The 20,054-nt window shown below is 64.7% G+C and carries 26 protein-coding genes; 10 read left to right on the top strand and 16 right to left on the bottom strand.

Annotated features, from left to right (window positions below):
- Window positions 1-7 precede the first annotated feature (7 nt).
- Window positions 8-931 carry a cation diffusion facilitator family transporter gene (locus ACOGXA_RS15970; protein ID WP_419927001.1) on the bottom strand — a complete coding sequence of 308 codons (924 nt, stop codon included), beginning with the start codon at window positions 929-931 and terminating at the stop codon, window positions 8-10.
- A gap of 30 nt (window positions 932-961) precedes the next feature.
- Between ACOGXA_RS15970 and ACOGXA_RS15965 the strand changes: the two genes are divergently transcribed.
- Entirely contained in the window at window positions 962-1,156 is a 195-nt protein-coding gene (locus ACOGXA_RS15965) for a hypothetical protein (RefSeq protein WP_419927058.1), read from the top strand.
- Here the strand turns inward: ACOGXA_RS15965 and ACOGXA_RS15960 are convergent.
- The 3 genes from ACOGXA_RS15960 to ACOGXA_RS15950 form a co-directional block, all read right to left on the bottom strand.
- Window positions 1,153-1,488, bottom strand: coding sequence for a hypothetical protein (locus tag ACOGXA_RS15960; RefSeq protein ID WP_419924837.1), 336 nt, complete (start codon window positions 1,486-1,488; stop codon window positions 1,153-1,155). The two genes, ACOGXA_RS15965 and ACOGXA_RS15960, sit on opposite strands and share 4 nt — an antisense overlap.
- A 113-nt stretch (window positions 1,489-1,601) precedes the next feature.
- The gene (locus ACOGXA_RS15955) at window positions 1,602-2,165 is read right to left on the bottom strand and encodes a hypothetical protein (RefSeq protein ID WP_419924836.1); all 564 of its coding nucleotides are present in this window, start codon (window positions 2,163-2,165) and stop codon (window positions 1,602-1,604) included.
- The gene (locus ACOGXA_RS15950) at window positions 2,162-2,659 is read right to left on the bottom strand and encodes a nuclear transport factor 2 family protein (RefSeq protein ID WP_419924835.1); all 498 of its coding nucleotides are present in this window, start codon (window positions 2,657-2,659) and stop codon (window positions 2,162-2,164) included. Before ACOGXA_RS15950 ends, ACOGXA_RS15955 begins: the two co-directional genes overlap by 4 nt.
- A 52-nt stretch (window positions 2,660-2,711) precedes the next feature.
- Here ACOGXA_RS15950 and selD point away from each other — a divergent pair, with 52 nt between their 5' ends.
- A complete protein-coding gene (gene selD, locus ACOGXA_RS15945) occupies window positions 2,712-3,773 on the top strand; it encodes a selenide, water dikinase SelD (RefSeq protein ID WP_419924834.1) in 1,062 nt (353 codons plus the stop codon).
- Window positions 3,774-3,783: 10 nt separating this feature from the next.
- Here the strand turns inward: selD and ACOGXA_RS15940 are convergent, their stop codons facing one another.
- Window positions 3,784-4,446 carry a histidine phosphatase family protein gene (locus ACOGXA_RS15940; RefSeq protein WP_419924833.1) on the bottom strand — a complete coding sequence of 221 codons (663 nt, stop codon included), beginning with the start codon at window positions 4,444-4,446 and terminating at the stop codon, window positions 3,784-3,786.
- Window positions 4,447-4,550: 104 nt separating this feature from the next.
- Here ACOGXA_RS15940 and ACOGXA_RS15935 point away from each other — a divergent pair, with 104 nt between their 5' ends.
- From ACOGXA_RS15935 to ACOGXA_RS15925, 3 genes are read left to right on the top strand one after another with little or no spacing between them, the layout of a single operon-like run.
- Window positions 4,551-5,177 carry a glycerol-3-phosphate acyltransferase gene (locus tag ACOGXA_RS15935; protein ID WP_419924832.1) on the top strand — a complete coding sequence of 209 codons (627 nt, stop codon included), beginning with the start codon at window positions 4,551-4,553 and terminating at the stop codon, window positions 5,175-5,177.
- Window positions 5,178-5,217: 40 nt separating this feature from the next.
- Window positions 5,218-6,468 carry an MFS transporter gene (locus tag ACOGXA_RS15930; protein WP_419924831.1) on the top strand — a complete coding sequence of 417 codons (1,251 nt, stop codon included), beginning with the start codon at window positions 5,218-5,220 and terminating at the stop codon, window positions 6,466-6,468.
- Window positions 6,469-7,293: a DegV family protein gene (locus tag ACOGXA_RS15925; RefSeq protein ID WP_419924830.1), complete on the top strand. Its 825-nt coding sequence runs from the start codon at window positions 6,469-6,471 to the stop codon at window positions 7,291-7,293.
- 7 nt (window positions 7,294-7,300) lie between these two features.
- On the opposite strand, the gene ACOGXA_RS15920 is transcribed toward ACOGXA_RS15925, so the two are convergent.
- The 4 genes from ACOGXA_RS15920 to ACOGXA_RS15905 form a co-directional block, all read right to left on the bottom strand.
- Window positions 7,301-7,729 (bottom strand): nuclear transport factor 2 family protein, encoded by a 429-nt coding sequence (locus ACOGXA_RS15920; RefSeq protein ID WP_419924829.1) that lies wholly within the window; start codon window positions 7,727-7,729, stop codon window positions 7,301-7,303.
- A gap of 47 nt (window positions 7,730-7,776) precedes the next feature.
- Window positions 7,777-8,718 (bottom strand): type I methionyl aminopeptidase, encoded by a 942-nt coding sequence (gene map, locus ACOGXA_RS15915; protein WP_419924828.1) that lies wholly within the window; start codon window positions 8,716-8,718, stop codon window positions 7,777-7,779.
- 149 nt (window positions 8,719-8,867) lie between these two features.
- Window positions 8,868-9,650 carry an enoyl-CoA hydratase/isomerase family protein gene (locus ACOGXA_RS15910; protein ID WP_419924827.1) on the bottom strand — a complete coding sequence of 261 codons (783 nt, stop codon included), beginning with the start codon at window positions 9,648-9,650 and terminating at the stop codon, window positions 8,868-8,870.
- A gap of 61 nt (window positions 9,651-9,711) precedes the next feature.
- Window positions 9,712-9,840 (bottom strand): hypothetical protein, encoded by a 129-nt coding sequence (locus ACOGXA_RS15905; RefSeq protein WP_419924826.1) that lies wholly within the window; start codon window positions 9,838-9,840, stop codon window positions 9,712-9,714.
- A 108-nt stretch (window positions 9,841-9,948) separates the two neighbouring features.
- Here ACOGXA_RS15905 and ACOGXA_RS15900 point away from each other — a divergent pair, with 108 nt between their 5' ends.
- The 3 genes from ACOGXA_RS15900 to ACOGXA_RS15890 are packed head-to-tail and all read left to right on the top strand — an operon-like array spanning window position 9,949 to window position 11,914.
- Window positions 9,949-10,245 carry a DUF1330 domain-containing protein gene (locus tag ACOGXA_RS15900; protein WP_419924825.1) on the top strand — a complete coding sequence of 99 codons (297 nt, stop codon included), beginning with the start codon at window positions 9,949-9,951 and terminating at the stop codon, window positions 10,243-10,245.
- Entirely contained in the window at window positions 10,242-11,165 is a 924-nt protein-coding gene (locus tag ACOGXA_RS15895; protein WP_419924824.1) for an acyltransferase domain-containing protein, read from the top strand. The genes ACOGXA_RS15900 and ACOGXA_RS15895 overlap by 4 nt, the downstream gene beginning before the upstream one ends.
- The gene (locus ACOGXA_RS15890; protein ID WP_419924823.1) at window positions 11,162-11,914 is read left to right on the top strand and encodes an SDR family NAD(P)-dependent oxidoreductase; all 753 of its coding nucleotides are present in this window, start codon (window positions 11,162-11,164) and stop codon (window positions 11,912-11,914) included. Before ACOGXA_RS15895 ends, ACOGXA_RS15890 begins: the two co-directional genes overlap by 4 nt.
- A 49-nt stretch (window positions 11,915-11,963) precedes the next feature.
- Here ACOGXA_RS15890 and ACOGXA_RS15885 read toward each other — a convergent pair whose 3' ends face one another.
- Both ACOGXA_RS15885 and ACOGXA_RS15880 read right to left on the bottom strand, forming a co-directional pair.
- Complete coding sequence (locus ACOGXA_RS15885; protein ID WP_419924822.1) at window positions 11,964-13,055, bottom strand: IS630 family transposase; 1,092 nt, start codon at window positions 13,053-13,055, stop codon at window positions 11,964-11,966.
- A 132-nt stretch (window positions 13,056-13,187) separates the two neighbouring features.
- Window positions 13,188-13,397, bottom strand: a complete 210-nt coding sequence (locus ACOGXA_RS15880; RefSeq protein ID WP_419927000.1) for an LLM class flavin-dependent oxidoreductase — start codon at window positions 13,395-13,397, stop codon at window positions 13,188-13,190.
- A 216-nt stretch (window positions 13,398-13,613) separates the two neighbouring features.
- On the opposite strand from ACOGXA_RS15880, the gene ACOGXA_RS15875 reads away from it, so the two are divergent.
- Window positions 13,614-14,630 carry a DNA-directed RNA polymerase subunit alpha C-terminal domain-containing protein gene (locus ACOGXA_RS15875; protein ID WP_419924821.1) on the top strand — a complete coding sequence of 339 codons (1,017 nt, stop codon included), beginning with the start codon at window positions 13,614-13,616 and terminating at the stop codon, window positions 14,628-14,630.
- On the opposite strand, the gene ACOGXA_RS15870 is transcribed toward ACOGXA_RS15875, so the two are convergent.
- From ACOGXA_RS15870 to ACOGXA_RS15860, 3 genes are all read right to left on the bottom strand, one after another.
- Window positions 14,578-16,134, bottom strand: coding sequence for an Eco57I restriction-modification methylase domain-containing protein (locus ACOGXA_RS15870; RefSeq protein ID WP_419924820.1), 1,557 nt, complete (start codon window positions 16,132-16,134; stop codon window positions 14,578-14,580). The genes ACOGXA_RS15875 and ACOGXA_RS15870 overlap by 53 nt on opposite strands.
- An 89-nt stretch (window positions 16,135-16,223) precedes the next feature.
- Window positions 16,224-16,682 carry a MaoC family dehydratase gene (locus tag ACOGXA_RS15865; RefSeq protein ID WP_419924819.1) on the bottom strand — a complete coding sequence of 153 codons (459 nt, stop codon included), beginning with the start codon at window positions 16,680-16,682 and terminating at the stop codon, window positions 16,224-16,226.
- Window positions 16,683-16,692: 10 nt separating this feature from the next.
- On the bottom strand, window positions 16,693-17,466 hold the full coding sequence (locus ACOGXA_RS15860) for an enoyl-CoA hydratase (RefSeq protein ID WP_419924818.1): 774 nt from the start codon (window positions 17,464-17,466) through the stop codon (window positions 16,693-16,695).
- A 41-nt stretch (window positions 17,467-17,507) separates the two neighbouring features.
- On the opposite strand from ACOGXA_RS15860, the gene ACOGXA_RS15855 reads away from it, so the two are divergent.
- Window positions 17,508-18,410 (top strand): cation diffusion facilitator family transporter, encoded by a 903-nt coding sequence (locus ACOGXA_RS15855; RefSeq protein ID WP_419924817.1) that lies wholly within the window; start codon window positions 17,508-17,510, stop codon window positions 18,408-18,410.
- Here ACOGXA_RS15855 and ACOGXA_RS15850 read toward each other — a convergent pair.
- Both ACOGXA_RS15850 and ACOGXA_RS15845 read right to left on the bottom strand, forming a co-directional pair.
- Complete coding sequence (locus tag ACOGXA_RS15850; RefSeq protein WP_419924816.1) at window positions 18,407-18,829, bottom strand: Zn-ribbon domain-containing OB-fold protein; 423 nt, start codon at window positions 18,827-18,829, stop codon at window positions 18,407-18,409. The two genes, ACOGXA_RS15855 and ACOGXA_RS15850, sit on opposite strands and share 4 nt — an antisense overlap.
- On the bottom strand, window positions 18,826-19,992 hold the full coding sequence (locus ACOGXA_RS15845; protein ID WP_419924815.1) for a thiolase family protein: 1,167 nt from the start codon (window positions 19,990-19,992) through the stop codon (window positions 18,826-18,828). Before ACOGXA_RS15845 ends, ACOGXA_RS15850 begins: the two co-directional genes overlap by 4 nt.
- Window positions 19,993-20,054: the final 62 nt, after the last annotated feature.

The raw sequence follows: 20,054 nt of genomic DNA, 5'->3' as shown, positions 1-20,054 counted from the left end.
TTTCTCCCTAGTGGGAGTGCATGAGGAAGCCGACCAATTTGGACTTCTTGCGGATCTCCCGCTCCGTGGCCACCAAGTGGTCGACGTGGTGGTTCTCCTGGTCGCAGCCCTCCACTGAGTGCTCAAGCTGGATGGTGGTGTGATGGATGCCGTGGCGCTTCACCACTTCGCGGATGCTGCGCAGCTGGCTGTCTGATTCGAGCACATCGGCATTTGCATCGGCCAGCACATGGGCGGTCATCGACAGATAGCCAGACGAGATCGTCCTCACGTGGACATCGTGGACGAGGGTAACCCCATCCACATCCTCGATCTCGTGGCACAGCTTGTAGACATCCACATTCTCAGGGGTGCCATCGATCAGCACGTGGAACACCTCGGACACGAGGTTCCAAGAGCTGAAGAGGATAAGCACCCCTATGAACATGCTGAGAATCGGGTCGACGATGTCCCAACCCGCGGAGATGATGAAGATGCCCGAGACCACCACGGCCACCGAGCCCAGCAAATCGGCCAGCACATGCTGGAAAGCGCCTTCCACATTCAAGCTGTGCCCCGACTGGCGGTGCAGGACGAAGGCAACCAAGACGTTGATCAACAGACCAGCGACACCCACAACGAGCATGAGCCCGCCTTCGACATGGGTGTCGCCGTCGAATCGTCTGATGGCCTCATAGAAGATCCAGCCCACGATCACCCAGAGGGACAGCGCATTGAACATGGCGGCCAAAATCTCGGTTCGGTAGAAGCCGAAAGTCCGACGGTGCGATACCGGGCGGTCTGCCGCCCACATGGCGAAGAGCGCCAGGCCGATAGCCGCGCTGTCGGTGAGCATGTGACCGGCATCGGAGATCAGCGCCAAGCTGCCCGACGCGAAACCGCCGATCACCTCGATCACCATGAAGGTGGTGGTCAAGGTGACCGCCGTGATCAGGCTCTTGCGACTGGCTTCCCTTAGATCGTGGTGATGGTGATCGTGGTCATGGTCGTGGTCGTGCCCATGATGGTGATCATGCCCGTGGTCGTGATCATGGTCGTGTCCGTGGCCATGTTCTTCGTGGTCGTGCCCGTGATCATGCCCGTGGCCGTGGCCGTCGTGATCGTGGCCATGGCCATGGCCATGTTCTTCGTGGTCGTGTTCAGGTTTGTCCACTAGGCGGCGGCGGTGCAGCACTCTTCAGTGTGTACGTGTACCGGCGTATCGCAGTGATCTTCGTGATCAGCGTGGCTGTGCTCGGGCGTGTCGCAGTGATCTTCGTGATCAGCGTGGCTGTGCTCGGGCGTGTCGCAGTGATCTTCGTGATCAGCGTGAGTGTGCCCGGCATCGTCGCAGTGTTCCGCGTGATCAGCGTGGCCGTGCTCGGGGGTGCCGCAATGATCCGCGTGATCGGCGTGGCCGTGCTCGGGGGTGTCGCAATGATCCGCGTGGTCGGCGTGCGTGTGCTCCGGGTGGTCGTAGCACGCATCAGTGTGGACATGGTCTGCCATTGGAAACTCCTCAAGGTCTTAGAGATTTACCAAGTGGCACAATATCCCAAACCGAATACTCGGCGCATTCAATCCTGCCCGAGTAATGCAACAGTTCACTTTGTATTTCAACATCAACGGCCTGGGCTGAGCAGCACACCGCCCATCGAGGCTGCCGCTCCCCCTGCGAAAGCCACAAATAAGCCCAAGCCAACCCGGGCCCCGGCCAAATCCAGATCTCCGTCCATTGCCAGTCCCTCTGCGACGCAGAACCCCATTTCGGCCAGCCCCGAGAACAGAGTCGCCAGCCATATTCTTCGGCCGCTCCCAGTCAACGCAACCACCAAGAGCGCCCACAGCGTGGCCGCGGCCATCACAATCAGCAACCACGAATCAGCCACATCTCCCACGCCCACCAGCCACGGAAGGTCGCCGTCAAACAATCCCTGATCGCCGGATTCGCTCTCGGCCCAGGGAAGAGCCAACCCCGTAGCCAGCAGGGCCACCGCAGCTCCCATAAGGGCAAGCCCTGTCCTCTGCCAGGTTGAGGAGGATCGCTGGTCGTTGCCGCCATACAGGCGCCCGGCGGGCCTGGCCATCGGTTCAGCCCACGACTGGCCATCCCAATACTGATATCCGCCCTTGCCCTGCTCGGCGTACCAACCCGGCGGTGCCCGGCGCCCGGGTTGGTCGCTCACCCCGGCTCCACGTGGTCGGCATAGCGGACATCGCCCAGGGACAGGTCAAAGGTTAGATGCTCACGCATGTCCCCGATCTGCTCGACGATCACCAGTCGGCACGCGAACCGCCACTGTCCATCAACCAGTGCGAAATCATCGTGGTAGCGACCGGCCACAATGGGCTGCAATGCCAGGGCTTCTGTTGCCTGGTGGACGGCGAAATACGAGCGGGCGATGGCCGTTTGCCCGTCGTCGGCCACTTCGACGATCACGTTGCTGGCCACATGCCGAGTGCGCAGCGTGCCGTCGGCGTGGACTTTGTTGGTTGCCCGGTAGAAGGCTGCAACATCGTCGCCCGACATGCCGTCGTCAGGGTCGGCCGCACTGGTAGACGTGAGCACCCCGTGGGAGAAGAGCTCGCCAAGCTCGTCGAAGCGGGCCAAATCCACGCATTCGGCATAGACGTACATGAGGGCCTTGATCGATCGCACCGCCTGCTCGTTGGGAGTCACGAGAGCAAAGCTAACCCACTCCAACGGGCACCGGCCCGGTAGCGTCGGAACCGTGAAACCGAAAACCGGAAGGCTCACGGCTTACTCCCACGGCGCCGGTTGAGCCGGCAAGCTCGGACCGGCCGAGCTGGCGCAGGTCTTGCGCTCGCTGCCAACCCCGGCCCACGAGGAACTGATCGTGGGAACAGAGACCGGCGACGACGCCGCGGTTTGGCGTCTCGGGGAAGGCCGCGCCCTGATATCGACTGCCGACTTCTTCACTCCCGTGGTCGACGACCCCCGCACCTGGGGTCGCATCGCGGCCGCCAACGCCGCCTCCGACGTCTACGCCATGGGCGGCACTCCGCGGTTCGGGCTGAACCTGGTGGCCTGGCCCCACGGCGAACTGCCGCTTGAGGTTCTATCCGACGTGCTGGCCGGCGGGGCCACAGCCGCATCTGAGGGAGGGTGGGCAGTGGTCGGCGGCCACACGGTGGACGGCCCCGAGCCGATGTACGGCCAAGCTGTCACCGGAGAAGCCGATGAAGAGAGCCTGCTCACCAATGCCGGGGCCCAGCCGGGGCAGTCGCTGGTGCTGACCAAGCCGTTGGGCACTGGGCTCTTGGCCACCGCGGTCAAGCACTCTGAGCCCGAGGCGACAGTTACCGGCGGCTGGCTGGCCGAAGCCTACGCCGCGGGAGTGGCCGAGATGACCCGCCTGAACGACGAGGCCGCGTCGGCGGCCCATGAGGCCAACGCCACCGCGGCTACCGACATCACCGGTTTCGGCCTCCTCGGCCACCTGCAAAAGCTGGCTGAAGCCAGCGGCACCGGCGCGGTGATCTGGGCCGACGCGGTGCCGGTGCTGCCCAAAGCGTGGGAACTGCTCGATCAGGGATTCGCCCCCGGCGGCACGGCCCGAAACCTGGACCATGTGCGCCCGTGGGTCAGGGGATCGGACGACCAGAGGATATTGACCTTGCTGGCCGACGCCCAGACCTCCGGCGGATTGCTGTTCTGCTGCCCACCGGTGGCGGCGGCCGACGCGGTAGCCCGTCTGGCAGCGAACGGCCACACAGCAGCCGTGATCGGTGAGCTCACGGCAACCGATCCTGGGGCGGTGGTGGTGCTCTGACCGGTCGGCCTCAGTCGGCGGGCTCGGTGCGGGGAGGCAGCCCGTCCAAATGGGCGGCATCGTTGTATCGCACCAGCCGCCACACCCCGGGCTCATCAGTGGTCACGAACTCGGTGATGGAAGTGTTGAGGGTCCAGAGGACGAATTGCGTGCTCATCCCCAGGCCCATGAAGAGCCTCATGGCAATGTCGATCACCCCGCCATGGCACACCACCATCATGGTGGTGCCCGGATTCCCCTCAACCAACTCATAGAGCGCCTGTCCAGTTCGGTAGGAGAAGGCGGCCAGGCTCTCCCCGCCAGGCGCCAGCGGCAAGTGGGGGTGGAAATCGCCGGTCCACTCATACAGGGTGCCGAATTCCTGATAGCCCACACCGTCGGCCTCTCCGGGGCGGCGCTCAACCAGGTCGGGATGGGTGTGCGCCTTCAAGCCGCCCAGCGGGGGAGTCAGCAGATCGGCCGTCTCCATTGCCCGAGGCAGCGTGCTCGACCACAGCGCGTCCACCTTGGGCTCATAGCCCTGGGCCCAGCGCTCTCCCAGTGCTTCGGCCTGCTGTCGGCCGAGCGGCGACAACCCCGTGCAGGCCCGATCACCGCCGATGATCTGCTTGACGGTTACCTCTGATTCGCCGTGGCGGATCAAGAGCATGCGGGTTCGTTCGCCGGAGCTCATCTCGGCCCCATAATGCCACGCCGAACTCCAGCAACGGGCTTCCAACCAGGCATCTATGCGACCCTGTGGCAAAGCTGCCCCGGCATGGGGCAGAATCTCTAACGATGATGTGGGGGACATTGGTTCTCATCGTGGCCTTTGCCGCCGGGGCGGTCCCCTTTTCCTATCTCATTGCCCATTCGCTGGCCCGAACCGACCTGCGCCAAGTAGGCAGCGGCACGGTGTCGGGCACCAGCCTCTACCAAGTAACCGGGTTCATCCCCTTAGCGGTGGGCGGTCTATGCGATGTGGGCAAAGGCGCCCTCGGCCCGTTCTTGGCCGGAGACCGCTGGCTGCTGATGGCGTTCGCCGGCGCAGTGTCGGTGATCGGCCACAACTGGTCGATGTTCCTCAACGGTGCCGGTGGCAGAGGACTGTCACCCGCGCTGGGGGCGTTCGCGGTGATCGCTTGGCCTGCGGCCCTCTTCCTTCTGGGCGGGCTGGCCCTTGGGCGCATCCTGCGCCACACCGGGCTGGTGGTGTTCATCACCATGCCGGCGCTTCCTCCATTCCTGCTGCTGGTGGCTGACGGCCAAGCCGCCATCGCCGGCACGATCATCATCGTGCCCATACTGATCAAGCGCGTGTCGGGCAACAGGCCGCTGCCGCCCCCCCACCGCTGGAAGGCCGCCGCCCACCGACTGGTTTTCGACAACGACAGTTGGGCGTCGACCACCCCGACCAGCCGTTGAGCCTCCACGCCTCGGGCAATCTCCGGCAGCCTCGAGTCCGTTGAACCTCCGCACACAGGTCGATTTCCGTCGCCTCCTCGTCGGACAAGGAGCGTCCGCGCTCGGCGACTGGATGGGCACTTTCGCGCTAATGGCGCTGGTGGACCACCTGAGCGACTCGGCCGCGGCCGTGGGCGGCATCCTCGCCTTCCGACTCATACCCGCGGCACTGGGCGGCACGCTGGCGGCCAAGTTGGTGAATCGCTGGGACCGACGGCGAACCATGATCACCATGGATCTGCTGCGGGCGGTAATGATCGCGGTGGTCCCCTTCGTGCAGGAGCTGTGGTGGGTTTATCTGTGGGCCTTCGCCTTGGAAGCGCCCAGCGTGGTGTTCTTGGCGTCGCGGGACTCCTCCATTCCCGACCTGGTGGACGAGTCCGACCTGCCGCTGGCCAACGCCGCCATGATGGGATCGTCTTACGGGAATATTCCGGTGGGGGCGGGCCTGTTCGCACTGTTCGCCGCCCTCCCGTTCAACGAGGGCTGGCTGGGGTCGCATCCCTACGCCCTGGTGTTCTGGATCGACGCGCTCACGTTCGGCGTCTCTGCCTATTTCATCGCTCGAGCCCTCGGCCTGGGAGGCCGGGGACCCTCCATCGAACAGGCGCCAGAAAGCGCCGCCGTTCTCGGCAGCGAGGTCTCGGCTGCCCCCAGCCGCCTGCGAGACGCCTGGTCGGTGCCGTTGGTGCGCAGGGTCCTGCCGGCCACCGCCGCCGCCGCCATCGGACTGGGGGCGTTGTTCTCGCTGGGCATAAAGCTGGTTCAGGAGGAATTGAATGCGTCCGACATCGAATACGGCATCCTCATCGTTCTGTTCGGCGCCGGAGCGGGTGTGGGCCTCGCCCTCACCCACAGGTCGCGCCATACAGACCTGTTGGTACTCACCCGGCGGGGTGCGCTGGTCATGGGGGCACTGGTGGCGCTGATGAGCCAGAGCCCCACCGTCTGGCTGACCTTTCTGGGAGCTGCCGGGTTCGGGGCCGGGGCAACGGTGGCCCTGACGTCGGGAATGAGCGCGCTTCAAGCCAGAATTCCCAGCGAAGAAGAGCGAGTGCTGGCCTTCTCGGCATTCCACGTGGTGATCCGCATCGGATTAGGGGCCGCCGCGCTGGGCGCAGGAGCCATCGGCGACGGGCTGAACGGGGCCGGGCTGCCTGGCACCCGTTCGGTGCTGTTGGCCTCGGGCCTGATTGTGCTGGCCTCGGCCGCGACCGTCCGCCCGATTGTCGACGTTGACAGGGTTGCTTGAGTGGCCGTTGGCATCGTCACCGACAGCACCGCTGCGCTGCCCGAAGAGGTGCGCTCCCGCTGGAACATTGCCGTGGTCCCGCTGGCCATCACCGTGGACGGCCGAACGGTGGACGACAGGGAGTTGGACACCGCCGAAATCTTGGCCGCGAAGAACCAATCGTCTTCCGGCCCATCGCCAGGGGCATTCGCCGAGGCGATTGCCGGACAAGACCAGGGCGACGGCGTGGTGGTTGTGACGGTGACGTCCTCGCTGAGCATCACCCACCAGTCGGCGATACTGGCCTCCAAGGGCGCGGCTTGCCCGGTGTCAGTGGTGGACAGCCGCACCGCGGCCGGGGGGCAGGGGCTGGTAGCAGTGGCCGCCGCCCGAGCCGCGCAAACTGGGGCAACACTCGACGAAGTGGTCGCCCGAGCCGAGCAGATAGCCAGGCGGGTCAAGCTCGTGGGGGCGCTGGCCAACCTAGACCAGCTGATCCGCAGCGGAAGGGTGCCGGGCCTAGCCGGTCGAGCCGGAAATCTGATCGGGCTGCGCCCCATGTTCGACATTCATGACATGGTGATCCGCCGACTTCGGCCCGCACTCAGCGACGAAGCAGCCCTTCAGCGTCTCCTAGGCATCTGGCGGCGCACAAAACCGACTGGCGGCGACGGCCATCTCCATCTGGTGTGCATCCACGCCGGCGTTCCCGAGCGGGCCGCCGAGCTTATGGACGCAGTCACGTCCGAGGTCGTGCCGGCCGACGCGTTCATCTGCGAGTTCGGGCAGGCCATGATGATCAACTCCGGGACCGGAGTCCGAGGCTTGGCCTGGTACTGGGACTAGTAGTCCGTCAGAGCCCGGGAACGGTTTCGGGGGCCGGTGCCCAATCGCCCAAGTCTGGCACCAACCGGCGGGACACGTAACGCCATCGGCCGTCTTCTTTGCGCAGGTGGTCGCGATAGACGCCGGTGATGGCCAGCTCACGAGGCTGACCGGGAGGTGCGGTGTAGTACACCTCCAGGTACACCGACGCAATCGCTTCGTTGCCGTCCCCGTCGATGGATAGATTGCTGATCACATGGCGGGTGGCCGGGTTGATCGAGGCGGCGAACTTAGCCAACTCCTCATGGCCCTTCACTCCTTCGGGCATGCCGAACTCCAGCGTGCCGTCATTCACGAAAAGCTGGGCCCAAGCCTCAGCTGAGCCGCTGTCGATCAGGTGGTTGTAGTCGGCGGCCAGCTTCTGGATGGCCAGGATGTCTTCAACGGGGAGTGCCATGGCACCATCATGGCAAGTTCGCCCGTCCTCAGCTAATGCCGAGTCGGTCAGTCCCTGGAAAAGACCTCGGCGGCGCCCTCACCGGCGGGAGTGCGGGTGAAGATCTCCGCGCCCTCCTCGGCACACAACAGGGTGTGCTCGAACTGGGCGCTGCGGCGCTGGTCCGCGGTCACCGCGGTCCACTGGTCGTCCCACAGGTATAGGTCGGGGGAACCCAGGGTGAGCATGGGCTCGATGGTGAAGGTCATTCCGGTGGCCAGCGGGGTGGAGTGGTTGCGGTCGTAGTAATGGGGGATCTGGAGCCCGGAGTGGAACTCGGGGCCCACTCCGTGGCCGATGAACTCCCGGACCACCCCCAGACGATGGATACGGGCATGGGATTCGATGGCGCCGCCGATGGCGTTCACCGGCGCGCCATCCTTGACTGCGGCGATACCCAGGTACATGGCCGTCCGGGTCTCGCGCACCAACAGGCGGGAGCGCTCGTCCACCTCCCCCACCTCGAATGTGGTCGACGTGTCACCGTGAACGCCGTTTAGGAAAACGGTCACATCGATGTTCACGATGTCGCCATCGACCAGCGCCCGGCTGTCGGGGATGCCGTGGCAGATGACCTCGTTGATCGACGTGCATACCGACTTGGGATAGCCCCGGTAGTTGAGGGGGCTGGGATAGGCGCCCCGCCGCACGATCTCGTCGTGGACTTCTGCGTCGATGCTGTCGGTGGTCACGCCGGGCACCACCAGCTTTCCGGCGAACAGCAGCACCTCGGCAGCCATCTGCCCCGCCCGGCGCATGGCCTCGATCTCCTCCTTGCTGCGCACCAGCGACGACACCGCCGGCCCCGGCTCCCCCGTCCGGGCATACGGAGGCCGCTCAATGTGGCGAGGCACCCGGCGCCGTGGGCCGACCAGCCCCGGCCTTACCGGTGGGTGGGAGACCGGAACCCGGTCTAGCGTCGTCCCTCGCCCGCGTTTGCGCTTCGCCATCGCCAGCTTGCTCTAACGGCCCGCCGGGCAACCGCGCCTGGTGTGGCTCATAGCAGCTCTTTTCCGGTCTTCATCCGTTCCAGACCCCACTTGCCGCTGCCCAGAATCCCGATGATCCCCGCGCACATGAAGCCAGAATAGCCAGAGGGCTACTGGCCGGTAAAAGTGGCTCTGCCGGGGCCCTTGTCGAGGAAGCTCGCCACACCGATTCGGGCATCCTCGGTGTCGAAACAGGCGGCGAACGCCTCGATCTCCACTTCCAGCGCATCATCCAGCGGCAAGGAGTAGCCGTCGAGAATGGCCTTCTTGGCCAAGGAGACAGCGGCCGGCCCCTCGCAATAGCGGGCGGCCAGCTTAATCGCCTCGTCGTACACATCGTCGTCGGGGTAAGCGCCCGACGCCAGCCCGATCGACACCGCCTCGTCGGCCCACACGTTGCGCCCGCTGTAGATCAGCTCCTTGGCCCGGGTGATGCCCACCAGGCGACTCAGCCTCTGGGTGCCGCCTCCACCGGGAATGATCCCCAGTTTTATCTCGGGCTGGCCCAAGACCGCTCCCTCGCCAATCAGGCGGAACTCCGCGGCCATGGCCAGCTCGCACCCCCCTCCCAGGGCGTAGCCGTTCACGGCGCAAATCGTTATCTGGGGCAGCAGCTCAACCGCCCTGAACGCGGCGTTGAACCTTTGGGCCAATTCGCGGGCGCCGTCAACGCCCATGCCGGAGAACTCACTGATATCGGCGCCGGCGGCAAACACCCTCGGCCCGCCCCAGATGACCACCGCCCGTATGTCGGTCCGCCCAGACAGCTCGTCCACCGCCTCGCGCAACTCGGCCATTAACTGCGCATTCAGGGCATTTGCCTTGGGACGGTCCAACCTCAGCGTTGCCACACCCTTGGCCGCCCCGGTCTCAATCCTGACGAACTCACCCATGACCGCTCTCCTTGCTGCTCAAGAACGCCAACGGTATTCTGCCCGCACCGTGCCTGCTCAGTCATGGTTTGCCCAGCGGGCGTTCGAAATGCCGCTTGCGGCGGCGGGCCCGCCTCGCTTGGCGCCGACACATCTCGTCCATCTCCTCGCCGCCGTCTCCGGTCAGGGTTATGGGCGGATCGAACAGCACCAGACCGGCATAGTCCTGGCTCTGCTGCTGGTAGACAACGGGTTCTGTCCGATGTTTCGCCTATTCTCTCTTAGACCTCATCGAAGAACATCGCAAAAGGAGGCATCGATGTCGATAATCGCAAGCGTCAGCCTCACCGCCACCGACGCTGGCGCGTTCACCCAGAACCTCGACCGCATAATGGCCCTGGCCGACACCGCGGTGGACCACGGTGGCCGACATCTGGCCAAGGGGGGAAGCATTGAAACGGTGACCGGCGAGGCTCTGCCCGACCGGGTGGTGGTCGTGGCGTTCGACCATGTGGGCCAAGCTCGAGCGTGGATGCGGTCGGAGGAGTTTGGTGGGCTAACAGAACTGGCCGGCACCTGTTCGCAGGTGCAGACCATGATCGTCGAGGGCCTGTGAGCGCGGCCACCCGTCCCGCTGAGGCGGCAACAGACGGGACCAGCCCCCGGGAGGTCGTGTTGTTCCCCGGCGGGGGGATCGACATGGGCAACATGCGAGACACCCCCTTGCTGGACACCAGCTACTTGAGGCGGATCAGCAGCTTTTTGGGCATCGACTTCGTGGACCGGCTCGCCAAGGGCGAGGTGGGGTCCGAGCCTGGCCCGTACCAGACCAGCGTGGCGGCCCTTACCTATGCCTGCACCCGCCAGCGCTACCGGGGAGCTCGGCCCATGGCCGTGATCGGCCAGTCGAGCGGGGTGTGGGCCGCGGCGGCGCTGATGGGTGCCATATGGATCGAGGATGCGTGCCGATTGCTGATGATCCGAGGCGACCTGATCGCTGAGGCCAGTGCTCGCCACGGCGAGGGGCGAATGCTTTCAGTGGTTGGACCAGCGCCGGACGAGACCGCCGCCGCGGTGGCCGAGATTGACGGGTGCTGGGTATCTGGCGTGATGACCCGGAGCTCGGTAACGCTGGGATGCCGCCTGGAAGCGCGCGAGGACGTGGAGCGCACTCTCACCGAGGAACTGCACGCCAACGTGGTACGGCTGCCCATCGACTTTGCCAGCCATTGCCCGCTGATGGCCGGTGTGGCCGACGAGCTCAAAAAGGCCATGGGCGATCTCGAGATAATGGACCGCGGCGATACCGGCGCCGTCGAATTCTACGACTGCTTCACCGACGATCCCGGCCCTGTTCACCCCGGATCGCTCTGGGACCGATTGGCCCGCAACGTCGAGGAGCCCTTCGACCTGCTGTCCACCGTGAAGTCCTTCGACGACGATGCACTGTTTGTGGAGTCACTGCCCAACGCGGGCATCTTCAACATGATCCGCTACTCGGGCATCTCCCGGAAGCGGATCATCAAGGCGGGATGAAGGCGCGGCCCGCATCGCAAGCCCCGGCGGTGGTGGCTCGCGGATCTGACGAGATTGGCGCCGCTATCGTGCGGTCGCTGGCCGCGGCAGGTCATCCGGTGTCGTTTGGGCACCAGGCGGGCGGCTCTGCCAGCGCCGAGCTTGAGAGGGAACTGGCCGATGCCGGGCACCTAGCGGCGGCGTTCGAGCTCGATGCGCTCGATTCGAGTTCCCTGAACAGCTTCCAGGCAACGAGCACGGAACGATTCGGGCCGCCGCTTTGCGTTGTGGCCAATTTCTCGGCCTCCACAGCGGCACCGGCGCAAGACTTGGGCCAAGAGGAATGGAACGGCGTGGTGGATGCCAGCCTCTCAGCAACGTTCCGGCTCATTCAGCAGTTTCTTCCCGAGATGCGGGCGTACAGCTACGGCCGGGTGGTTGTGGTGGGCTCTGCGGCGTCGCTGGTGGGCTGCCCGCAACAAGCTGCCCTCTGCGCTTCTGCTGCCGGTATGGAAGGGTTGGTGCGGTCGTTGGCTGTGGAGTTCGGGCCCCATGATGTGCTCGTGAACGGGGTGGCGCCGGGGTACATCGAAGAGGGCGGCGGTGGCCTCGCCGGCGGGGCTGACCGCAAGCAGATACGGGCCAACACCGCGCTGCGCCGGATGGGAACGGCCGGCGAGGTTGCCGAAGCGGTCCGCTTTCTGTGCGGCCCCGGCCCCAGTGCCATGACGGGATGCGTGCTGCGGGTAGACGGCGGCCTGACCGCCTGACCAAGAAACCAGGGGCGGGGCTGGTGCGGAACGACTCGCCGCTGACTGCCTAGTGGTGTGTCGCGGATTTGGTTAGGGCGGTTTGTGCTCGGCGGGTTTTGGCGGTGATGTGGTTGGCGGGCTTGGTCCATTTGAGGGGTTTGGGGTTTTGGTTCCAGTGCGATGTCCAGGTGTCGATGGTGTCGGCGAGGTCGGCGACTGATGTGTGGGTGCGGCCTTTGAGGGCTTTGCGGGCGAGTATGGAGAACCAGCCCTCGACGAGGTTGGCCCATGATGCGCTGGTGGGTGTGAAGTGCAGGTGCCAGCGGGCCCGTTTGGGGCTGGCGAGCCAGTCGCGCACGGGTTCGGACTTGTGGGCCGACAGGTTGTCCAAGACGATGTGGACGTCGAGGTGGCGCGGCGTGTGCAGGTCGATCCATTTGAAGAACGCGAGCACGTCGGCTCCGGTGTGGCGCTTTCGGGTCTGGTGGAGCACCTCGCCGGTCGCGACGTTGAGGGCGGCGAACAGGTCGAGGGTGCCGTGGCGTTTGTAGTCGTGGGTGAGGGTGCGGGCCCGGCCCGGGACCATGGGCAAAGACGGCTGGGTGCGGTCTATGGCCTGGACCTGGGTCTTCTCGTCGAAAGCGAACACCGCGGCGGCCTCGGGCGGGTCCAGGTACAGGCCCACCACGTCGACGAGCTTGGCCTCGAAGCAGGGGTCCCGCGACAGCTTGAACACGTCTGAGCGCCACGGGCGCAGGCCACGGGCCCTCCAGATGCGCGCCACGGTGTCTTTGCCCACGCCGTGGCGGGCCGCCATCGACCGCGTCGACCAGAACGCGGAACCGTCGGGGGGCTCCTCGAAGAGCGTGTCGGCCACGATCGCTGCCACCACAGCGGCCGGAACCCCGGGCTTGCGGCCCCGACCGGGCGCCACCGCGCCCACCCCGCCGGGACCCGACTCCAAAAACCGGTCCCGCCAACTCCTCACCGTGTCCTGGTGAAAGCCCATATCCCTGGCCACCGACCGCACCGACCCCCCATCGGCCAGAGCCAAAAGCGCCCCGGCCCTCACCACCCGCCGATGCGGCTCCGAACCCGACCCCGCAATCCGCTCCAACGCCCCGCGATCACCCTCCGACAACACCAACGCTCTACTCACACCACCACAATAGCCGCCCCAACTAAATCAGCGACGAACCACTAGTTGCGCGTTGGCTCTTTGGATACGGCGGCGGCTTCTCCGCAGACCACGTTCACGATAGTGCCGGTCGCAGCGGTGGGAGGCGCCCACTCAAAGGGTCAGATTTTCCTGTAAGGCCTGGTTGACGGTTAGGGCTTGCTGGGCCATCGCAACGGGATGGCGCGTATAGACCGGAATCACCGCCACACCGAGGCGCATGTCAACCCCAGATCCAGCCACCGCCAAAGTGGTCAAGGCGTCCAAGCCGGTGGCCTGCGGGAGCCAGTATCCGCTGAATCCCTCCCGGCTGGCCCGTTGAATCTGGGCTCGAATCGCGTCAAACTAAGTCTCAGCCGCCGCGGCCCGGCTCAGATCTAGCCCAAAGATCGAAATGTCCATAGCTCGATTCCCCTCTGGCTCTCCCCTGGGGTGAACCGCTGCACCAGTAAATTCTTCTGGCGCAGGTTGCCCCGCCTGTGCTCTGCGTTGCGGACCATAGCGTGTTGGATGCGCGGCAAATAAATGTAGCGTGTCGTCGTGCCATTTGTTCACAGTCTCGGACTAGGAAAAGCACTGACGGGGCGGCTTGAAAACGCGGGAATCAAGACAGCGAAAGAACTTGCCTCATGGAATCAGAGGGAATTGAGGTCGATTTCTGGTGTGGGCAGCAAGAGCATCGACAAGATCGAAACTGCTCTGGAGCGAGTGGGGCTAGCCCTTGCAGAGGATCCACTATCACCGTATGAGTGCGTTAGGGAGGGGCGAGCGGCTTGGGATGTGCGGCTCTGCTCGTTTCATCTCTGTGAGTCGTGTGTGGCTGAATGGACGGTGGGCGCCTTTCGAGGGGAGCCGCCGGTGTTCGATGCATCGGTCTTATCGGGCAGCTGCCAGAACTGCACTCAAGTCGCCACCGACCTCCACCTAGCGCAGTGGCTTCTGTGCGGGAACTGCGAGCGTGTGGCCCGTTCGATAGGGAGAAGCATCGCCGCAGAACAGTACGTGGCTGCACGGTTTGAGGAGGCATTCCGACGGTCGCTTGTTGAGTTGGAACGACTAGACCAGCCTGTATTGCGGGCGCATGACGCGCAGATCTTGGAGCGAAAGACGCCGAGCATCGATTTCATGATCCTTGAAGAGGGCGTTCCCATCGCCGGTATTGAGCTCAAGACAGGTCGTAGCCATCTCGGAGGATGGGCTCCGGTGGGAGCCAAGATGGGTACATTTCAACTCGATCATGGCGACTGCGACGACATCAGCGAGGTAGCTGATGCGGAGGGGATCGTCGTCTATCTCTTCCATGCTCAGGTCATCGACCGAGCCGAACCACCCACAACTCGATTCGAGGCAGTCGGTCTTTGGTGGATAGATCCGTTCAGCTTCAGCGACAGCTACCAGACCAGCCGGACTCGCCCACGAGAAACCAAGACCGCCGCTTACTACTCAACCGATCAATTCAGGTCATTCGAAGAGTTTGAAGAACACTGGCGTACCGGGAAAATGGCTAGCGTACGGCAGAGGTTTGGCCAACATGGTCAACCTCCCCTATACCGCTGACGCCAACAGCCAGCCCAAAGCTGTGAATCCACTCGTCGCAGGCTTCGTGGGGGCATGGGGCAGAGCCAAATTCTTCAAGAGCGGCCCGGTCGGGAATACGGAGGCGGCGCAGGTCAGTCGCATTCACCTGGGTATGCCCGCTGAATGACCGGAAATAGACATCAACCAGTTCGTGATTGAGGAAAGCAGCGAGCCCGATTGCTAGCTGGCGACTAAGAGGTCGCCCATGCCTGTGTAAATAGTTGACATGGTTCTCGATCCCGAATCTTGGGCACTCCGGAAACGCATCAGCCAACAAGGGGCCGGCAACAATCCGGCGGCGCTCCTCCTTGCTGCTGAAACGCTTGACGAGCACGTAGTTACCACGCGGCGTCAAGAGAGATGCAGTCGCCCCCACATCCTCGATGGCGATCGGCCTATTGCCAGAGCCCGGCCAAGAGACACCGCCCGCGTCCACCGACGAGGGGTACAACAATGGGACCGATCCGGGCTCGTGTTCGGCTTGCAACCACCGGCGCGCTCGAAAATCCACTACCGGGCCCGTCGACGCATCCACCCCAATTGTTTCAAGCGTCGCAGGAAGTTCGTGCATGAGGGCTGCTGCATTGGCTGCGCTCTCAGATTCAGCGACATGGATGACCACATCGCGATCTGCCGGAAATACAACCTCCTCCGATGGAACGTCTCTTTCGGCTACTGGTCCACCAGGGTCGCCCACCTGTACTCGAACTTTCTCTGGCTGCACTCGGCCTCTTACCAAATGAGTGATGGCGTTCTCCTGAAGCACGTCCTGATCTGCAAATGCACGCATCCTGCTCTCGAAAACCCGGATCGAACACAACCCGTTCTGGCCAAGCAAGGCCCTCCGGAACCGCTTGAAGTAGGGGCCGTTGCAGAAGCTCCGCGGGGTAATCGCAACCATCTCACCACCACCCGTGAGCAAAGCTGATGCAGCAAGCATGAATGCGGCGTATAGGTTCGGCACCGGCGCTCCTAGCCGTTCGGCCAGCATTCGCTCGTTCGAAGTCGAAGAGAGCTTGGCATAGGGAGGATTGAGAATTGCATGAGTGGCCGTTGCCTCTTGAGATGACAAGCCAGTTGACCTCTGCACGGCCCCATGAAGGAAGTCCTCAGTCAGCACTTCGAACTCAAATGGAATGCCAGCTTCGTCGAACCGCTCAGAAACGAGGGCGAGTGTCTGCTTTGACTTTACGGCTAACTCTGGATCCACCTCCCAGGCCAAGACACGCATAGACGCCGGCCGCCCGACACTAGAGAGAGCGCTGATTGCAGCGACAGCACCGAGCGTGCCTGCACCCGCACCGGCATCAACCAACTCCACATCGCCACGCCAATCGGAGACCATCTCCGCTAGCAGCCGAGCAACAGGAACAGGTGTGAGCACCTGACCAAGATCCTTGCGGCACTCCGGATGGATCTCAGCCACGGCGGCACGCCGAATGGCCTCTAAGTCGTCCCAGACTGTCTCGATACCAGTCAACATTACGGCCAAGTTACCCAGCACCAGCGACAATTCGACCGTGGAGAAACTGCGGTGTCCTGTGAAGACAAGTCCCGGAGGTGGCCTTATCCTCAGCGGAGGTAGCGGGTGAGGCTCTCTACTACGCAGGCGGGCTTGGGGCTGCCTTCCACTTCCACGGTGATTGTGATGACGGCTTGCACGCCGCCGGCGATCTCGTCTGCTGAGCTGAGCTCGGCGCCCACCCTGATGCGCGATCCCACCGGGACGGGGGCGGGGAACCGCACCTTGTTGACGCCGTAGTTGATGCCCATCGACAGTTGCTCCACGGTGATCAGGCTGGGCAGGAACATGTTGGTGAGCGACAGCGTGAGATAGCCGTGGGCGATGGTGGTGCCGTAGGGGCTCTCGGCGGCGGCCCGCTCGGGGTCGATGTGGATCCACTGGTGGTCGCCGGTGGCGTCGGCGAACTGGTTCACCCGCTCCTGGGTGATCTCCATCCAGTCGCTGTAGCCCAAGTGCTGGCCGACGGCGGCGGGCAGGTCGTCAACAGTGGCAAATACGGTTCCCATGGGCGGGAAACTACTGCCCTTGGCGGCCCGACCACGAGGGGGAGCGCTTGGCCAAGAAGGCGTCGATGCCCTCTTGGGCGTCGGTGCTGGCCGCGTTGGCCGCCATCACCTCTCTAGTCAGTTCGTAAGCCTCGGGCTCGCCGCAGTCGAGTTGGCGGTAGAACGCCTGCTTGCCGATGGCGATGGTGTGGTCGCTGAACCGGGTGATCCGGCCGGCCAGTTCGTCGACCGTGGCCCGCAGCTCATCGGGAGGCACCACTCGGTTCACCAAGCCCCAATCAGCAGCTGTGGACGCATCGACGGGGTCGCCGGTGAGCAGCATCTCCATGGCCCGCTTTCGGCCCACCGCCCGGGAGATGGGCACCATCGGCGTGGAGCAGAACAGCCCGATGCGCACGCCAGGGGTGGCGAAGGTGGCCTCAGAAGACGCCACCGCCAAGTCGCAAGCCGCCACAAGCTGGCATCCGGCCGCGGTGGCCACCCCGGCCACCTCGGCGATCACCGGCTGGGGCACGGTGTGGACGGCATTCATCAGCTCGGTGCACACCTCGAACAAGTCGTCGTAGAACTGGGCGTCCCGGTCGATCATCTCCGACAGGTCGTGGCCCGCGGAAAACGCCGGGCCCTCGGCCGCCATCACGATCACGGCGACGTCGGTCCGCTCCCCCAGCTTGTGGAGCGCCTCGACGAGGGCCTCCATCAACTCCAGACTCAGCGCGTTGCGCCGCTTCGGGTTGGCCAGAGTGATGCGGGCAACTGGTCCGTCGGTCTCAATGCTGAACACAACACGAGATTACCCGCCCGAGGTGTGCTACCCATTGGGGCATGGCCGCAGGAGGCAGCACCAAAGCCGTATTGGCCGCTCTGTTCGCCAACTTGGCCATCGCCATCGCCAAGTTCGCGGGCTTCGCCGTAACCCGCTCGGCCTCCATGCTGGCCGAGAGCGTCCACTCTTGTGCCGACACCGGCAACCAGGCCCTGCTGCTGCTGGGCGGCCGACTGTCCAAGCGCGACCCCACCCCCCGCCACCCGTTCGGCTACGGCCGCGAGCGGTACTTCTGGTCGTTCGTGGTGGCCATCATCCTGTTCACCCTGGGCGCGCTGTTCGCCATCAACGAGGGGATCGAAAAGGTGCGCCATCCCCACGAGCTGGAATCGCTGTGGGTGGCCATCGGGATCCTGATCTTCGGCATCGTGGTGGAGTCAATGTCGTTCCGCACCGCCATCGTGGAGTCCAACAAGGTGAGGGGCAAGCTCTCGTGGGGCACGTTCATCCGCCGCTCTCGCACCCCCGAATTGCCGGTGGTATTGCTGGAAGACCTGGGCGCGATGTTCGGCTTGGTGTTCGCCCTCATTGCCGTGGTGCTGGCCGAGGTCACCGGAGAACCCCGCTGGGACGGTGTTGGCACCCTGGTGATCGGCGTGCTCTTGGGGATCATCGCCGTCGTGTTGGCCATCGAGATGAAGAGCCTGCTGATCGGTGAGAGCGCCACCAAAGAAGACCGGGAGCGGCTGCGGGCTGCGTTGGATGACTCACCCGAGATCGACCGGGTGGTAGACCTGCGGACCCAGCACCTCGGCCCCGAAGAACTGCTGGTAGCCGCCGAAGTGGACTTTGCCGACGACTTATCCGGCGACCAGATGCCAGCGGCTGTGGCCGCGGTGGAGGCTCGCCTGCGCGCCACCGTCCCTGCCGCCACGCATGTCTACTTGGAACCCTCTAGCTAGTCAACCGGCTCGAAGTAGGGCAGGGTTATCTCGTCGCTCATCTCCACGAACGTGGTTTTCACCCGCATGCCGACATACACGGCGTCGACCGGGCAGTTGATGAGGTTGGCCAAGAGCCAAAATCCCTCGTCCAGCGTCACGATCACCGCCACATAGGGCACGGTGAATGCCGGGGTTTGGGGGCGCCATACCGTGGTCCAGGAGTACACCTCGCCCTGCCCGGTGCTGACCTCCCAGTCGAGGTTGGCCGAGAAGCAGCCCGAGCAGGCCGGGGCCGGGTCCATGGTGATGACGCCGCAATCCAAGCACCGCTGGTAGCGGAGCTCGCCGACTTGGCAGCCGTCCCAGTAGGGCCGGGAGAACAGGGTGGGCACCGGCAGGGGGATGCCGGGCGACTGGGGTTGCAGCATCTCGCTCATGGGGTCTGCGTCCCCAGCAGCATCACATCGGTGAACAGGGCGCCGGCACCTCCATTTGAGCACATGGCCACCTGGGCGTCGGGCACTTGGGCCGTTGCACACGTTCCCCGGAGCTGCTCCACGCCGCGAATGACCCGCTGGAGTTGTTGCACCGCGGCACCGCCGTGGCTGAACGACATGGTTCCCCCGTCGGTGGTCACCGGGAACTGGCCGCCGGGGCCGATGCGGCCGTCCATGATGAACTCGCCGCCCTCGCCCTCCTCACAGAACCCGTAGGCCTCGAACTGGCGGATGATCTCGAACGAGAACGGGTCGTAGAACTCGCACACATCCACATCGGTGGGGCCGAGCTCGCCCATGGCGAACGACTTCTGGGCCGCCCACCGGCCGGTGTAGCCGTTGTTCCGGCCGCTGGGACCGGCCAGATCCCAGGCCGGGGGATGCTGGTAGGAGGGGCCGAAGCTGTCGCACGCCCCGCCCAGGATGTACACCGGCTTGGTGGGCAGATCCTGGGCCCGCGCCCGGGTGGTGAGGATCAGCGCGCACGCCCCCTCTGATGTCATGGCGCAGTCGAGCAGGTGGAACGGGTCGGCCACCATGCGCGACGCCAAGATGTCGTCGGGGGTGAACGGCCCCCGCCCGTGGTACACCGCATCGGGGTGGACGTGGCCGTTGTTGCGGACGGTGGCGGCCACCGTGGCCAGCTGCTCGGGGGTGGTGCCGTGCATGTGCATGTGGCGCCGGGCGATGAGGGCGAACTCAGCCGCGGTGAACATGCCGTAGGCCACCACGAACTCGTTGGCCGGCCGGGTCCACGGGGCGGTGGAGGCCCGCTCGGTGTAGACGCCGGCCGACCCGTGGGCCACCAGCACGGTGTGGCACTGGCCGGTGGCGATGGCCGAGGCGGCGTCCAGAATTATGGGGATGGACGGGGCCATATGGTTTCGCCATGACGGGCCGTTGCGCATGTAGTAGGTGAGCGGTCCCGAGAATGGTCCGGCGGCGACGCCGTCGATGTCCGACGGGGACAGACCGGAGTCGGCCAGTACCCGGTGGACGGCCTGGAAGGTAATGGTCGTGGAGTCGTGGCCGTCGAGGACACGGGCCTGCTCGGAATTGGCGATGCCGACGATGGCGACATCGTGGAAGGGGTGTTTGGCCACGAGCTAAATGTCTAGTCGGCACCGGACACTCAGTACGATACGACCACTCAACCTCTCGGATT

The sequence above is a fragment of the Candidatus Poriferisocius sp. genome (assembly GCF_965208475.1).
GTDB lineage: Bacteria > Actinomycetota > Acidimicrobiia > Acidimicrobiales > Bin134 > Poriferisocius.
The sequence above is the reverse complement of the archived record's forward strand: the minus strand, read 5'-3'. Positions and strand labels throughout refer to the sequence as shown.